The following is a 15,246-nucleotide window of genomic DNA, read 5'->3' on the forward strand; positions in this document are numbered from 1 at the left end:
ATAAGTTGATTCTGTTAGTTGATTATCTGTTAATATATACCCAAGAACTTTTAGACATAGCACCACCTTCATAAACTACCGTGTAGAAATATGTTCCTACAGGTAATTCTTTTCCGTCGTTTGTTTGTCCATACCATTCATTAGTATAGTTGTTTTTAGAGTATACAAGTGTTCCGTTTCTATTAAATATTTCAAGTTTCGTAACATTAAAACTTGTTAAATCAAATGTGTCATTTTGACCAGGTGAAACACCAGGAGAAATACCTTCTGGGAATACACACGATTCTAATTCTATAACCTCAACTGAAATTGTATTGATACAGCCTGTTGCGTTAAACTCTATTGTTGCAGCGTATTCACCTGCAATTAATACTGAATCTAAAGTTAATCCACTTCCGCTTACTGCAATTCCATCTAAAGACCAATTAACTGTAACATCGGCAGCTGTAAAGTTTGTTGGTACAATACCAATAGTTATTGGTACAGTTGCATTAGGACAAACTGCGTATGTTAATTCTGAATCAAAAGATGCTAAAGGAACAACATTAACCTCTAAGTTAAACGATGTTGTGTTGTAACAACCATTATCTGTATTCTCCGCACGTACAAAAATTGTTTCTCCACTACTTGAGTAAGGACTTGCGAGAGGGCTTGCGTCTGCATCTGCATCTGCTTGAGATATATGATATGTAATTTCTACATTGGCATCTGTATTAACTTCATCATTGATAGATAATAAATTAAAAGTAGTAACACCATCAACATTTCCATCTAAATCATCACAGATAACAAAATCTGCTGGTTGATTTACAGTTGGTCTTGGGTTTACAATTAATTCCACTTGAGATAATTGACGACAACCAAGGAAATCGTTAGTTACTGCATCGGCATCTTCAATTCTCATAATTAATGTCTCACCAGATGATGTGTATGAAGTTGATACAGGATCTATTCTTTGGTTAGCATTCGCTGTACTCGTATAATATGATACTGTATAGTCGTCACCTAATCCTAACGAAGTTGTTAATGCTTCTAGGTCAAATATTTCAGATCCATCTGCTTCAGGTCCATCACATACTGTAATGTTTTGAGGTGCAATAGTACCAGGATCTTCATATAGATTAATAACTACGATCTGAGAAAAAGCTTCAGAACCACATTGATTATCAAATGCTTGTACTTGGTAGTTGTCCGATTCTGTTACAACTAGAGAAGAAGACGTTTCTCCATCTAATACAAAACCATTTTTATACCAAACAAATTCATCTGCAAAAGGAGAATCTGTTAATATAGTCACAGAATCAAATCCACAAACTGATACTTCATCAATTTCTGTTGGGTCGTTGTTAGGATCTATTATAACTTCATCACTCGCAATTTGTGCATCGATTTCAGCTTCAATTGTTCCGTTGTCAGTAGCACCAGCATTAGTTTGTTCTATGGTAATATTACCAGCTCCACCATTAAAATTAGTTACTAGTAACATGTAGATTTCTCCGCTAAGTGCATTATCAATAGATAAATTTTCTATTGACGCTCCTGAATAACTACAATCAACAATGTTTCCTAAAGGATAGAAACCTGTATCAGGATTGTTAGAGAAAGGACAAGTTGGACAATCCTCTAATAATATGTCCGTACATGCTTGATTAACTGATGTAAATGGACCCCAAATAACAAAATCAACATCTAATCCGTTTCCGTTTTCATCAGTTTGTTCAATTTGAATTTCAATAGGTCCTGAGTCCCCTACTTGAATAATATTCCAAGTTGGGTTTGGTATAGATCCTAAACAAGCAACTTGGCCAGTACTTGGAATTCCAATGATATTTGGTGTTGTTAAGGCACCTCCAACAGAACAGAAGTTTTCGGCATTGTCACAAATGATATTTGTTGGTGCAGGTCTAATACATAAATCAAAAGTTGATGTTTCTGGTTGACTTCCTCCGCTAAATACACGGATATAATAAGTATTTCCTACAACTAAAGATGGTGTAACAGTAGCATCATCATCAGTACAGTAAATTTCTGTTAAACTTCCACAAGAACCTTCGTAAAGTGCGTGGTCTATATTTGTTGTACCACCTACAACATTCACAATAGAGATAATTTGAATTTCATCTAGTGCTTCAAAAGTAAACCATACATCATCGTCTGGAGATCCAGTACAACTTCCATCTGGTACACCCGAAGGCGTAGCTGCCAATATAGTTCCTGAAGTAACCATATCACAAGTACTAGTTGCATTAACCACTGCCGTTATTGCTGTAGAACAATCGTCATTAGCAGGTGGACATGCTAAAACTTCAAATGTTTCACTACTAATTACACAGTTATTGTCTTGCTCATTCGTTACAAAAACCTTAGCTGAACTTCCAAAAGGGAAAGGACCAACTTGATAAACACCTGTTGCCGTTGCTTGAACTGAACTAGCATCTAAACTGTTTGTGAGAGCTAAAGAAGTAGCATCTCCTAAACTTGTTACATTAACTTCAATATAAAATTGATCGTTATCACAATCTGGTACTACTGTATAATCGGCTTCTGCTAAAGTACAGTTCAATTGTTGTATGTTAACTGTAAAATCTAATGTTACACCCCAAGATCCATCATAACAAGGATCAGGAGTGGTTTGACCAAAGTCAGCCGATCCAACACGCATTCTGTGTTCTCCAATAGGTGCCGTAACTGGCATCACAAATGAAGCATCCATTAAATGAGGTGTACTTGCACCGGAAGATTCTCCTTGGAAAACAAGTTCTGTATCATCAAATATTAAATTGTCATCAAAATCAATCCAAACATTAACGTCGTAAGTGAAACTGTGACCAAACTCTATTTCTAAATTTGTATTAATTCCTTGGAAAACGTTTACTGTTGGTGTTGTATGATTTTCATAAGTCAAATCACCTAAACTCGTAAATGTCGTCACTCCTAAATTGGCATAATTAATACCAGTTCCATCGTTACTTGATGGTATTGACTCACAATATCCAGTAAAGAAATCAAAAGGACCAAAATAAGAACTTTCATCACCAGGTCCACAAATTGCTGATACGTAGAACTCATAATTTGTATCTGGATTTAAACCTGTAAGAATATAAGGATTAGTAGTTACTCCAGGCTCAATTGTTCCAGTGCCTAAAGCAAAACCAGCTTCACCATATTGAATATTCCAAGATGTTGAAGTTCCATTCTCTGTCCAACCAACTTCAGTTGAAGTTAAACTTAAATTATTTGCAGTTAAGTCTGATGGTTCTGGGCAAGTAGGGATTCCTCTTACTCTAAAATTGTCAACAAATACATCAACATCTTCTGGGTCATTCACAGTTCCATCTGAAGCTAAAATTCCAAATTGAACTATTTGTCCACTATATGCTGTTAAATCAACAACAGGATGTTCACCAGTAACAGGAACAACTGAGGTGTTGTCATAAGTTAAAAGAGAAATCCATGTGGCACCATTATCATTTGTCATTAATAATTGAACTGTATCATCAGAACCTAAAGTACCTGCTGTTGTAGAATTTGCAAATAGCATTATTCCAAAATCAAACTCAACTTGAAAAGGACCACCTGTTAAATCAAATTGAGGAGAAATAATCCAGTCACTTCTAACATCGCCTTGATATATGTTTATTCTAAAAGAACCTGTCGTTCCATTGTTTAAAAATCCATCTGCAGCCCAAAGTCCAGCACCTAAATCCATAGGTCCAGTAGTTGCATCTCCACTATCTGCTTCTTCCCAACAGTCAGCTGGTATATCTGTAAAATTTTGAATGTAATCTGGAATAAAAATATCACAAAGTGTTTCAAAAGCAAAAGGTCCTGCCCAACCACTAAGTTCACTACCACAATTAGCTTGTACATAATATTCGTAGCTCGTAACTGCACTTAATCCTGAAGCCGTATATGGGTTTGTAATACCTACATCTGTTGGCGTACCAGTAGCAGGTGTACCTGCCGTAACTATTTCAATATTCCATAATGCGACTGTTCCGTCTTGAGACCAACTTAATTCCGCTCCATTAGAAGTGATAGCATTTGCCATTAAAGCTGTTGGATTGAAACATGTTGGAGCTTCATCAAATGTAACATCATCAATTGCAATGTCATCATAAAAATCTCCACTTTCTGTTTCCGAAAAGATAAACCTTGCTTGTACATCTCCAGTAATAGTAAGCGTACTTAAATCAATAACTTTAAGTTCCCAGCCAGAAGTGTTAGTGTTGTAGGTCGCCATCATGTTCCATGCAGCACCATCCCAAACTTCTACGTCTAAAGTACTGTTGGCATTTCCTTCATTATCACTAATTTCATAAAATGAAAGTGCAGGTGCTGTTAAGCCACTAACATCTACTAATGGTGTTGTTAAAGTACTCGGATCATCAGTTCCTGAAGAATCGACAAATGCAAAATAATTATTTGTAGTGGTACTTCCTAACATTGTACCATTGTCTCCAATATGGTCAAATCCAGGGTCATCAGCATACTCCCATTCTTCGGCACCTCCATTAGACCAACATAATGGTATATCTCCTGCGTTTTCAAAACCTTCAGTATATGGTGCAATAAAAGTTACACACTCTGTAGTCATGATAAATGGACCTACCCATAAACTTTCGTCTCCAGGCCCACAATTTGCTTGGTAATAGATATAGTACGTTGTTGCGGGTGTTAAACCTGTTAATGTTGTGTTAGGCGAACCAGTTACAGAAATTGCATTCTCTTCTTCGCTATTACCAGGTGTGAAATCTGTACCACTGTTATATTCTATATTCCAATCTGTTTCAGAATCTCCAGCCGTCCAATCCAAGATCGCTGAATTAGAAGTAACGTTAGAAGAACTAATATCGTAAGGGTCAATACATGTTGGACTTTCAAATAAAGTAACAACTATGTTTTCCCAATCTGCATCAGAACCACCAAAACTTTGATTCATTACTAAATCTATAAACCCATCTACAGTAGGATCATAAATTGCAGTAAATTCACCAACAAAAGTTAATGTAGTACTTGCATTACTAGTTAATCCTCCTGTAGTAGGTGGATCTATAGTAATTGTACCTGAAGTTGTTGTTACCGTTAAGTCTGCTTCTGAAGACCAAGGGTTTCCACCTCCAACAACCCAATCTACTGAAACTGAAAATGAATTGTAAGATCCCGTTGAGGATGCTGGTACCGCAGCAGTATTTGCTGCATCATTTAAGTTAATAGTAACAGGAGTTCCTGAGGCCACGTTTGTAGGCCCTACTATTGGAGGGAAATTATACTGGGCATTTGCTGTGAAAATAAACCCAAGCATGATTAAAAATAGAGTAATCTTTTTCATTATTAATCGGTTTGTTAAGAATTATTTAATGCTCTCACAATCAGTATATTGTAAGAGAATTTATTGGTGTTTGATAAAATTTTGCTGTAAAGCACAAGTTTGACGTTGGTTAGACGCTTAAAACAATGTGAAGTCGAATATATAAAAAATGGCTATTAACAAGATGTTAACAATGTTATAATAGATTAACTACCGTTATAATCGACAAATGGTTTGGCTGTTTTTTAAGAAGTCTTTAATTGAAGGAAAACAGGGAAATGATCGCTATATCCACCTGTATATTTTCTACCTACAAAGGTTCTAAATGGCTGTCCCTTAAATTTACCTTTATATTGAGTAAGAAACTTACTGTTAAACACTTCAGCGTTGTGATAAATTAATGAAGAACTACTAACATCAAAAAAATTGGTTGAAAATAAAATTTGATCAAACATATTCCATTGAAAATTATGATTTAGGCTGCCATTACTTCTAGACCAAACCGTTTTAAAAGGATTAAATAAATTACCTTGTTCTTGCAGTGATAGTATGCTTTTACTATTTGGGTTATCATTAAAATCACCCATTACTATAATTTTAGCTTCAGGTTTTTCTTCTTTTAGTTTTTTAATTATTGATATTACAACGTTAGCTGCGGCAATACGTTTAAATTCAGTTTCTTTTTCACCCTCTCTTTTTGAAGACCAATGATTTACAATTACGTTAATATTTTCGTTATTCAATAGACCTTGTACTAACAATACGTCTCGTGTATAATCTTGTTCTCCTTTGTCGTTTTCTAGATAAACTGAAAATGTTTCAGAATTTATAACTTGAAAACGATCGCTTTTGTAGATTAGCGCTACATCAACTCCGCGTTCGTCCATAGAATCATAATGTATATAGCTATAATTTTCCTCAATAAGATTTTTACTGTTAACTAAATCTTTTACTACTTTTTCGTTTTCAACTTCAGCTAAACCAATTATGTCAGGAGCGGAATTAGAGTTCTCGTTTCCTATTTTAGAAATTACTGTTCCTAATTTCAATAGTTTTTTTTGATAACGCTTCGGTGTCCAGCGTTTTAAGGAATTCGGTAAAAAATCATCATCATGAGTTAAAGGGTCGTTTTTGGTATCAAATAAGTTTTCAATATTATAAAACGCTAAAGTGTAAATTTCAGGATTATTAATCATGGATTAAATATAGGTTTTTATAATGTTACATTGAAATGATTCAATTGTTTAACTTTGTACTTTAATTAATTTATGATAGAAAAAAAAGATATTGCCTTAGAGAAAGTCGTTTTAATTGGTATCATTACTCAAGATCAAGATGAGGAGACCTCTAAAGAGTATTTAGACGAATTAGAATTTTTGACCTATACTGCAGGTGGTGAGGTTGTAAAACGTTACACGCAGAAAATGAGTATGCCTAATCCTAAGACCTTTATTGGTACGGGAAAAATGGAAGACGTCACTAAGTTTGTTAAGGAAAATGACATAGGAACAGTAATTTTTGATGATGAATTATCACCTGCTCAAGAGCGAAATATTAGTAAAATTCTAAATTGTAAAATTTTAGACAGAACTAATCTTATCCTAGATATTTTTGCGCAACGTGCCCAAACGAGTTATGCAAGAACGCAAGTAGAATTAGCGCAATGCGAATATTTGTTGCCTAGATTAAAAGGTATGTGGACTCACCTAGAACGACAAAAAGGTGGAATTGGTATGCGCGGACCTGGAGAAACTGAGATTGAAACAGATAGACGTATTGTACGTGATAAAATATCATTATTAAAATCCAAGATTAAAACCATTGATAAGCAAATGGCTGTACAACGTGGTAATCGTGGAAAAATGGTGCGTGTTGCCTTGGTTGGCTACACCAATGTTGGGAAATCTACTTTGATGAATGTTATTAGTAAAAGTGACGTTTTTGCTGAGAATAAATTATTTGCAACTTTAGATACAACAGTAAGAAAAGTAGTTATCGGGAATCTACCTTTTTTAGTTAGTGATACTGTTGGTTTTATAAGAAAATTACCAACCCAATTAGTAGAATCTTTTAAGAGTACGTTAGATGAAGTACGCGAGGCAGATTTATTATTACACGTTGTAGATATATCGCACACCAACTTTGAAGAACATATAAATTCTGTAAATCAGATTTTAGACGATATAAAAAGCAAGGATAAGCCTACTATCATGGTTTTTAATAAGATTGATGCTTATGAGCCAGAGCCTTTTGATGACGATGATTTGATTGCGGAACGAACGGAAGCAAATTATTCTATTGACGAGTGGAAACGAACTTGGATGAATAGAGTTGGAGATAATACTTTATTTATCTCTGCATTAAATAAGGAGAACATGGAAGAGTTTAGAAAACGAGTTTATAAAGAAGTAAGAGAAATACATGTAACACGATTTCCTTATAATCACTTCTTATATCCTGATGTTGAGGATATAGAATAACTATTAAATTAAAACTATATAAATAAAAAAAGAGGTCTCATTAAGACCTCTTTTTTTATTCTAAATAAGTTTGATTTAGAACTTGTAGCTTAAACCAAATGTATAATATGACTGTAACTTGTTATCAAGATTATCAAATGTTGGTTCAGCGTCAGTTCCTGCTGGATCCCATTGATTGAAGGCGTAATTAAGTGCTTCTTGCTGATTGCTTCTTAAACCAAAATCAAAACCAACACCAATCATTTTCCAAAGTGTGTAGCTAAACGAGTTAGTCCATGTCCAGTTTGATAATTCACTAGATTTGTAACTCTGGAATGTAGAGAAGTTTGTCTTAAAGTTTATTGCTCCAATTTGTCTAGTATAATCCGCAACAATTTTTGCACCCATAGAAGATTCAAAAACAGCATCATTTTTAGCAAATACAAAGTTGTAGTTTAATGGGTGAATCACTACTATTAAGTTTTCAATAGGAGTCCAAGTAGCACCAACACCAACGTCTAAATACCCAGGATCATTAAAGTTGTCTAAAAGCGTAGTTCTATATTCCATTAACCCAGAAATAGCCCATGTTTTGCTTAAATTTCTACCATAAAGAGATGAGATGTTGAAAACGTCTGTACCGTTTTTGAAGCTATCGTCATCGTCATCATCATTTTTGTCATCAAACTTTATCCAGTTTAAGTTAGTTAATAAAGAGTTTCTCCAAAAATATTTGTCTTCAATTTTATTAGCAAATGCATTTAATGTAATACCAAAACTACCAGAAGCTAAATCTGGAGTTCCTTGACCGTACCAATTGCTAAAATTAGAAAGGCTACCACCAATGGTACCAAAAGCACCTGTTCTCCAGCCTGGTAAAGCATCTATTTGTGCTTGTAAAGCGTTTGCTTCTCCTTGAAATTTGTCAGCTTCAGCTTGTTTTTCAGCTTTTTGAGCTTCCAATTCTTCTTTTGTTTGAGCAAATGCAACCGTAGTTACAGCAAATAATAAAAGAAGGGAAAAAAGTAATTTCTTGTTCATAATGGATTAAATTTTAATAAAATAATTTGTAATTAATTTGCAAATATAAGTGATTATTAGATTTAGTTCTTTTTTTTTCAATTAAATCACCATTCTTAAGACACTTGAAATTTATTAAGGTCACTTTTATTTTTTACTTTTCTTGAATAAAGGCACGGAAGAGCATGCTTCTCCAAACATAATAGATTTTGCAATTGGCTTTAGTTTTTGGGTTAACAAAATTAAAGCGTTGGAAGGCACAGGTTTGTGAGAGCATCCTTTAATAATTACAGGTAAGTTATTATAAATGGAAAGATCTAATTTTGAAATAATATCATTATATAATACCGTTTCTAAATCTGATAAAGAACCAATAAGGGATAATTTAGCATATGATTGAAGCTCAATTGAGATTAACATGTACGCCCAATCTGGTACAATTGCATCAGTAGAGCAATGCAAAGCAACAAAACAATCTTGGTATTGTGACCAATTATGTTCTGCAACAAATACTCTAAAGTCTTTTTCCCTTAGTACTAAACCTTCAAGTAACCAATCTTTTATATCAAAAAGAATGCGCCTTCCTTCGGGATAGTAATCTTCTAAGTCAATAACTTTTAGCTTACTATTTGTGACTCTGTTAATTATTTCTCCTTTCATAAATCTTAATAACTATATACTCAATGATTACTAGGATAATATTTTATTGATTGAAAGTTCTTAAACAATTAGGCTCTACAACATTCCAAGTTCTAACTTAGCCTCTTCACTCATTAAGTCTTGCGTCCATGGTGGATCAAAAGTAATTTCTACTTCAGCATCTTTGACTTCGTTAAGTGATTTAACTTTCTCTTCAACTTCTAATGGCAATGTTTCAGCAACAGGGCAGTTTGGTGTAGTTAACGTCATTAAAATTTTAACTTCAAAATCTTCGTTTACAAAAACATCGTAAATTAAACCAAGTTCGTAAATATCTACTGGGATTTCAGGATCGTATATGGTTTTTAGTACTCTAAGAATTTTTTCTCCTAAAACTGCTGTATCTATGGTTGCATCGCTCATGGCAAATTATATTTTTTGTTCCTATAAAAATAGGAGTGATATTAATAAATATTAGATTTTTATAAAAAAAATCTAATTAATTAAGTTGTGTTTGGTATGCTATGGCATACATTTTTAATTGTTTTATCATACTAACTAAGCCATTGGCTCTTGTAGGTGACAAATGTTCTTTTAAGCCTATTTGATCTATAAAATCAGTATTTGCTTCGAGAATATCTTTTGGATGTTGGTTAGAAAAAACTCTAATCAAAATAGCAATGATTCCTTTTGTAATTATGGCATCACTATCTGCAGTAAAGTTTACCTTTTCCTCATCCATATTGGCATGGACCCAAACTTTGCTTTGGCAACCTTTGATTATATTATCTTCGGTCTTATATTTTTCCTCAATTAAAGGTAAGTCCTTTCCGAGGTCAATCATATACTGGTAGCGTTCCTCCCAATCTTCAAACATAGAAAACTCGTCAATAATTTCGTTTTGTACTTCTTCAATAGTCATAGTCTCATTCTTTTGTGCAAAATTACGAAATCGTTAGTTTTAATCCGTGTTTTCTTTAATGGATAACACTTTATTAACTAAAGCCATTATAGCACTTGGAGGATTACCATGATCAAATGTTGGCGTCATATATTCGATATCGCCAATAATTATGGCTAAAGATGCGTGCAAAGCACCATCTGTTTGATGACTTGTAGAAGGCGGAATTAAATCTTGAATTGTTTCAACATCTATTGCGTTTATTAATTCAGTAATTGCATTCCAATCTTTGGCATCAGTTGAAAATGTGCTAATATCTTGGAGGCCTTTGTCATTTGATAATAAAACGTTTGTTTTTGAAATTGAAACAAAATTATATGTCGTTTTAGAACTCGTAACATATTTTACTGCAGTCTTATCATTAACCTCAGTTGTTGCAGTACTTTTTTTTGAAGAAGCCATTACATTGCTTCCTTTTATAAGAATAGATTCATCAATAGAAAATGAAATGGAATTTTCGTTAATAGAATATGAGTTAACTGAATTTAAAGCCTTTAAAAATTGACGTTCTACAACTGAAGCCGTTCCTGGGCAGAATTTCTTAGACGCACCAATATTTTGAAAAGTTAGCGTATTATTTTCTAATGTGTAATTGCCAAAAAAGCTATTACAACCTGCAAATCCAGTAACTTTATTTGATGCTTCATCAAAATTAATAGTGATTTTGTTTGAAGACACATCCATGTCTTTAACATTTACAATGTAATAAGTTCCAGAGAGCGAGGTTTGCATTTTTTTGCTGTTTTCAATCGCTTTTTTTGATGAATCACAAGAATTCAACGTTGTTAAAAGCATAAATAAACTTAGTAAAATTTTCATCTATAAAGTGTTTACTACTGTAAGTTACATATTTAATGCCAAAGTCTAAGAGAGCATCATAATCGCTTTCTTCAAGGCTACAATAAAAGCGTCAATTTCTTCTTTGGTATTATAAAACATAAAGGATGCTCTAATGGTTCCTGGAATTTTATAAAAATCCATAATGGGTTGCGCACAATGATGACCAGTACGCACAGCAATTCCCATTTTGTCTAAGATGGTTCCTATATCATAAGGATGAATAGTCCCAACGTTAAAAGAAATTACAGAGGTTTTTTCTTTTGCGGTACCGTAGATTTTTAAACCTTCAATTTGTTGTAATTGTTCAGATCCGTAGTCTAAAAGTTCTTGTTCGTATTTGGCTATGTTTTCAAAACCAATATTATTCATGTAATCAATGGCAGCTCCAAACGCAATACCACCGCAAATGTTTGGTGTACCAGCTTCGAATTTGTGAGGTAAACCTGCGTAGGTTGTTTTTTCAAAAGAAACTTCTGCAATCATTTCGCCTCCACCTTGGTAAGGTGGTAATTTGTTTAGCCATGCTTCTTTCCCATAAAGCATGCCGACACCTGTAGGTCCGCATAATTTATGTGCAGAACACACATAGAAATCAACATCTAATGCTTGAACGTCTGGTTTAATATGCGGACAAGATTGTGCACCATCTACTAAAACAGCAGCTCCAACCGCATGTGCTTTTTCTATAATATATTCAATAGGATTAATAGTCCCTAAGGCATTTGAAATATGGTTAACAAAAACCAATTTGGTGTTTTCATTTAGAAGTGCATCATAGTCAGAAAGGATTAATTCGCCATTTTCATTCATAGGAATCACCTTTAAACTTGCACCTGTACGCTCGCAAAGCATTTGCCATGGCACAATATTACTGTGGTGTTCTAATGCTGAGACTATAATTTCATCGCCTTTTTTCAAAAGAGAAGAAAATCCGTTAGCAACTAAATTGATACTATGCGTTGTACCAGAAGTGAATATGATTTCATGACTTTCTTTCGCATTAAAGTGATTCTGAATTTTAATACGTGCTTGCTCATAAGCATCAGTCGCTTCTTGGCTTAAACTATGTACACCTCTATGGATATTAGCATTGAAATTACTGTAATAATCTACAATAACGTCAATAACCTGTTGTGGTGTTTGCGAAGTTGCTGCATTATCGAAATATATGAGTGGTTTCCCGTTAACTGTTCTGTTGAGAATGGGGAAGTCTTTTCTTATTTTTTGTACGTCTAACATGGGCTTAATTCCTAGTTACAAAGATACAACGCATTGTTCTTAAAGAAAAACTTATAAGTATTCATTAAACTTTTTAACATACATTTTATTAGGATACATTTTTATAAAATGTATATTTGTGATATGTATAGTAAAGAATTAACAAAAGGAACATTGCAACCGATCATTTTAAAGCTTATAAATGAAAAGGGTAGAATGTATGGTTACGAGATTACACAAGAAGTGAAAATGATGACTTCAGGGAAAATAGATATTTCAGAAGGTGCTTTGTATCCGATTTTACATAAGCTTGAAGCGAAAAAGGTCTTAGAAACGGAAAAAATTTTTATCGGTAAGCGTGTTAGGAAATATTATAAAGTAACTAAAGAAGGGAAGAAGATGGTAGAGACTGTAACTGAAGAAATCAATGATTTTATTGAAACCTTAAATTTAATTTTTAATCCAAAACCGATATAATCATGGAATTATCAGAAAAGCATATCGCGTTTATTGAGAACAGTTTGTCTTTATACGGTGTGAAAAACATTGAATTAAGGGATGATTTACTAGACCATATCTGCACATTTATAGAAAATCAAGATTCCGATGATTTCAATAAACTGTATCAGCAAGCCTTACAGAAATTTGGTGGTTACACTAGTTTTCAGAATTTACAATTGGAAACTAATCATCAAAAATTAGCTAAAGAAATCATTACTGTAAATAAGGTGAAATTCTCTGTTGGATTTTTAGTCATCCTATTATTGGTAGTCAGCTTAGTTTTTCAAATTATGGACTGGCCTTATGCAAATGCTTATCTACTTGGTGCAATTATAGTTTCAGTACTTGTGATACTTCCTGCTCATTTTTATGCAGCTTATAAAAAATCTATTCATAAATATTCATAAATCATTTATCATGAAAAAATCATTCTACATCCTCGGATTTATTACTTTTTTTATTCTCGGTATTGGTGCTATGTTCGAGTTTTTGACTTGGCCATATAGAGGTATCATTGTTTTTATTGGCTTTCTATTTCTTAATTTCGGATTGATTCCTACTTATTTTTATCAAAAATATAAGCAATGTTAAACATAAGAAAGACTTGTTTGTTCGTTTGTCTATTTGTCTTTTTATGTTCGATAGCGCAAACAAATGCAAATCAAAAAATTGATGAATTATTAGCATCTTATGTTTCTAATGATAAGCCAGGATTGAGCATAAAGGTGATTAATCAAGGGCAATCTATCTATTCTAAAGGCTTTGGGCTTTCAAATTTAGATTATAACATTAAGAATTCAGATTCTACAGTTTTTAGTTTAGCATCCATAGCAAAACAATTCACAGCTTCGGCTATTTGGGCTTTGGCAAATGATGGTAAAATCAATTTAGATGATGATATTAGAATGTATTTGCCTGAATTTCCAGAGTACGAAGAAACCATTAGGATAAAACATTTACTGAACCACACGAGTGGCATTCGTAATTATCATACGTTAATGTACTTAGCTGGTTTTGATTACGATACTCAATATTATGATAACAATTCGGTTTTAGATTTAGCCATTAAACAGAAAAATTTAAACCATTTAGTTGGCGAAAAAGTAAGTTATTCTAATACCAATTATAATTTGTTAGCCATAATTATTGAGCGTATTTCAGGGCAAAACCTGAATGAATATTTGAAACATAAAATATTGAATCCATTAAAAATGAATTCAACTTTTGTAAGAGTTGAACATGGAAAACCAATAAAAAATAAAGCTGTTGGATATAAAAGAAATCAAGTTGGCTACAAGTTTAATACTAATGATCAATTGAGTTATGGTGCAGGAAGCATGGGTTCCTCAGTAAATGACATGGCTATTTGGATGCAAATGCTAAATACCCAGATTTTAGAATTTAAACCTTTAGCAGAATTTTTAAAAACGCCTGAAACTCTAATTTCAGGAAAGAAGGCGAAATATGCTCGTGGATTAATGTTAGATAATTATAAAGGTTATGAAACTTTAAATCACAATGGATTTGGTTTTGGTGGACGTTCACAATTAATTACAGTTCTAGAAAAGCAAATAGGAATAATAGTTCTAACAAATTCACAAGAGATAGATGCACCAAGAATAGCGTATCAAATTTTAGATATTTTGATAGAAAATGACGAAAGGATTAAAAATGAAACGGAAGAGGAAGAGGAAATGGTATTCAAAGCACAAAAGTTTAAAGAATTTATTGGCGAATACAAAGAAATCAACAGTGATATGACTATGAAAATTTTTGTAGAAAAGGATTCTTTAAAATCTATAGGTTCTATGGGTAGAACGTCTACTGCTCTTGTGCAGTATGACGAAAATAAATTTCACAGAGCACAAAGCCAGAATGTGAAATTTGATTTCACACCTAGTGCATCTCACGATATGATTATTTCATTTGGTGGAACGCCATTTTATTTTGAACACGCTAAATTTATAGATGCTGAATCGGTTGATATTTCTCATTTTACAGGTAAATTTTATTCTGAAGAGTTAGATGTAATCTATCATTTTTTCATTGAAGATGAAACACTGAAATTAACTTATAAAGGAAATGGAAATATTAGTTTGCATGCTGTTCAGTTAAATGACTTTGGAAATAATGACAGAACACTTTATCATTTTCTAAAAGATGAAAATGACAAAGTTACAGGTATGTTTTTATCTTGTGATGGCACTGTGAAGGAGATAGTATTTAAAAAAGAAAAGGATCGCTAAATAGCAATCCTTTTTTATATAATATTTGGACCTGTAAGGTTTCCAGAACCA

Annotated in this window: 13 protein-coding genes; 5 read left to right on the forward strand and 8 right to left on the reverse strand. The window is 33.1% G+C overall.

What is annotated here, in order from left to right; translation table 11 throughout:
- Positions 1-22: 22 nt before the first annotated feature.
- Together Q0891_RS01840 and Q0891_RS01845 are read right to left on the reverse strand one after the other, a co-directional pair.
- Positions 23-5,332 carry a gliding motility-associated C-terminal domain-containing protein gene (locus Q0891_RS01840; protein WP_299098357.1) on the reverse strand — a complete coding sequence of 1,770 codons (5,310 nt, stop codon included), beginning with the start codon at positions 5,330-5,332 and terminating at the stop codon, positions 23-25.
- Positions 5,333-5,556: 224 nt separating this feature from the next.
- On the reverse strand, positions 5,557-6,507 hold the full coding sequence (locus Q0891_RS01845; RefSeq protein ID WP_299098358.1) for an endonuclease/exonuclease/phosphatase family protein: 951 nt from the start codon (positions 6,505-6,507) through the stop codon (positions 5,557-5,559).
- Between the two features lie 72 nt (positions 6,508-6,579).
- Between Q0891_RS01845 and hflX the strand changes: the two genes are divergently transcribed.
- The gene (hflX, locus tag Q0891_RS01850; RefSeq protein WP_299098359.1) at positions 6,580-7,791 is read left to right on the forward strand and encodes a GTPase HflX; all 1,212 of its coding nucleotides are present in this window, start codon (positions 6,580-6,582) and stop codon (positions 7,789-7,791) included.
- Between the two features lie 75 nt (positions 7,792-7,866).
- Here hflX and Q0891_RS01855 read toward each other — a convergent pair whose 3' ends face one another.
- From Q0891_RS01855 to Q0891_RS01880, 6 genes are all read right to left on the reverse strand, one after another.
- A complete protein-coding gene (locus Q0891_RS01855) occupies positions 7,867-8,811 on the reverse strand; it encodes a DUF3078 domain-containing protein (RefSeq protein ID WP_299098360.1) in 945 nt (314 codons plus the stop codon).
- 126 nt (positions 8,812-8,937) lie between these two features.
- A complete protein-coding gene (locus Q0891_RS01860; protein ID WP_299098361.1) occupies positions 8,938-9,450 on the reverse strand; it encodes a DUF2480 family protein in 513 nt (170 codons plus the stop codon).
- Positions 9,451-9,525: 75 nt separating this feature from the next.
- Positions 9,526-9,852 carry a DUF59 domain-containing protein gene (locus Q0891_RS01865; RefSeq protein ID WP_299098362.1) on the reverse strand — a complete coding sequence of 109 codons (327 nt, stop codon included), beginning with the start codon at positions 9,850-9,852 and terminating at the stop codon, positions 9,526-9,528.
- A 76-nt stretch (positions 9,853-9,928) separates the two neighbouring features.
- Positions 9,929-10,351: a SufE family protein gene (locus tag Q0891_RS01870; protein WP_299098363.1), complete on the reverse strand. Its 423-nt coding sequence runs from the start codon at positions 10,349-10,351 to the stop codon at positions 9,929-9,931.
- A 39-nt stretch (positions 10,352-10,390) separates the two neighbouring features.
- Positions 10,391-11,209, reverse strand: coding sequence for an META domain-containing protein (locus Q0891_RS01875; protein WP_299098364.1), 819 nt, complete (start codon positions 11,207-11,209; stop codon positions 10,391-10,393).
- A 45-nt stretch (positions 11,210-11,254) separates the two neighbouring features.
- Positions 11,255-12,469 carry an aminotransferase class V-fold PLP-dependent enzyme gene (locus Q0891_RS01880; protein ID WP_299098365.1) on the reverse strand — a complete coding sequence of 405 codons (1,215 nt, stop codon included), beginning with the start codon at positions 12,467-12,469 and terminating at the stop codon, positions 11,255-11,257.
- Between the two features lie 123 nt (positions 12,470-12,592).
- On the opposite strand from Q0891_RS01880, the gene Q0891_RS01885 reads away from it, so the two are divergent.
- From Q0891_RS01885 to Q0891_RS01900, 4 genes are read left to right on the forward strand one after another with little or no spacing between them, the layout of a single operon-like run.
- On the forward strand, positions 12,593-12,925 hold the full coding sequence (locus tag Q0891_RS01885; RefSeq protein ID WP_299098366.1) for a PadR family transcriptional regulator: 333 nt from the start codon (positions 12,593-12,595) through the stop codon (positions 12,923-12,925).
- Between the two features lie 2 nt (positions 12,926-12,927).
- The gene (locus Q0891_RS01890) at positions 12,928-13,356 is read left to right on the forward strand and encodes a hypothetical protein (protein ID WP_299098367.1); all 429 of its coding nucleotides are present in this window, start codon (positions 12,928-12,930) and stop codon (positions 13,354-13,356) included.
- Between the two features lie 10 nt (positions 13,357-13,366).
- Positions 13,367-13,540, forward strand: coding sequence for a hypothetical protein (locus Q0891_RS01895; RefSeq protein WP_299098368.1), 174 nt, complete (start codon positions 13,367-13,369; stop codon positions 13,538-13,540).
- Positions 13,534-15,195, forward strand: coding sequence for a serine hydrolase (locus Q0891_RS01900; protein ID WP_299098369.1), 1,662 nt, complete (start codon positions 13,534-13,536; stop codon positions 15,193-15,195). The genes Q0891_RS01895 and Q0891_RS01900 overlap by 7 nt, the downstream gene beginning before the upstream one ends.
- Positions 15,196-15,246 lie beyond the last annotated feature (51 nt).

The organism is uncultured Winogradskyella sp., assembly GCF_947498005.1.
GTDB lineage: Bacteria > Bacteroidota > Bacteroidia > Flavobacteriales > Flavobacteriaceae > Winogradskyella.

Bases quoted from the DNA above. Each gene is read 5' to 3' on its own strand.
- Q0891_RS01840 (WP_299098357.1), bottom strand. From the start codon at position 5,332: ATGAAAAAGATTACTCTATTTTTAATCATGCTTGGGTTTATTTTCACA.
- Q0891_RS01845 (WP_299098358.1), bottom strand. From the start codon at position 6,507: ATGATTAATAATCCTGAAATTTACACTTTAGCGTTTTATAATATTGAA.
- hflX (WP_299098359.1), top strand. From the start codon at position 6,580: ATGATAGAAAAAAAAGATATTGCCTTAGAGAAAGTCGTTTTAATTGGT.
- Q0891_RS01855 (WP_299098360.1), bottom strand. From the start codon at position 8,811: ATGAACAAGAAATTACTTTTTTCCCTTCTTTTATTATTTGCTGTAACT.
- Q0891_RS01860 (WP_299098361.1), bottom strand. From the start codon at position 9,450: ATGAAAGGAGAAATAATTAACAGAGTCACAAATAGTAAGCTAAAAGTT.
- Q0891_RS01865 (WP_299098362.1), bottom strand. From the start codon at position 9,852: ATGAGCGATGCAACCATAGATACAGCAGTTTTAGGAGAAAAAATTCTT.
- Q0891_RS01870 (WP_299098363.1), bottom strand. From the start codon at position 10,351: ATGACTATTGAAGAAGTACAAAACGAAATTATTGACGAGTTTTCTATG.
- Q0891_RS01875 (WP_299098364.1), bottom strand. From the start codon at position 11,209: ATGAAAATTTTACTAAGTTTATTTATGCTTTTAACAACGTTGAATTCT.
- Q0891_RS01880 (WP_299098365.1), bottom strand. From the start codon at position 12,469: ATGTTAGACGTACAAAAAATAAGAAAAGACTTCCCCATTCTCAACAGA.
- Q0891_RS01885 (WP_299098366.1), top strand. From the start codon at position 12,593: ATGTATAGTAAAGAATTAACAAAAGGAACATTGCAACCGATCATTTTA.
- Q0891_RS01890 (WP_299098367.1), top strand. From the start codon at position 12,928: ATGGAATTATCAGAAAAGCATATCGCGTTTATTGAGAACAGTTTGTCT.
- Q0891_RS01895 (WP_299098368.1), top strand. From the start codon at position 13,367: ATGAAAAAATCATTCTACATCCTCGGATTTATTACTTTTTTTATTCTC.
- Q0891_RS01900 (WP_299098369.1), top strand. From the start codon at position 13,534: ATGTTAAACATAAGAAAGACTTGTTTGTTCGTTTGTCTATTTGTCTTT.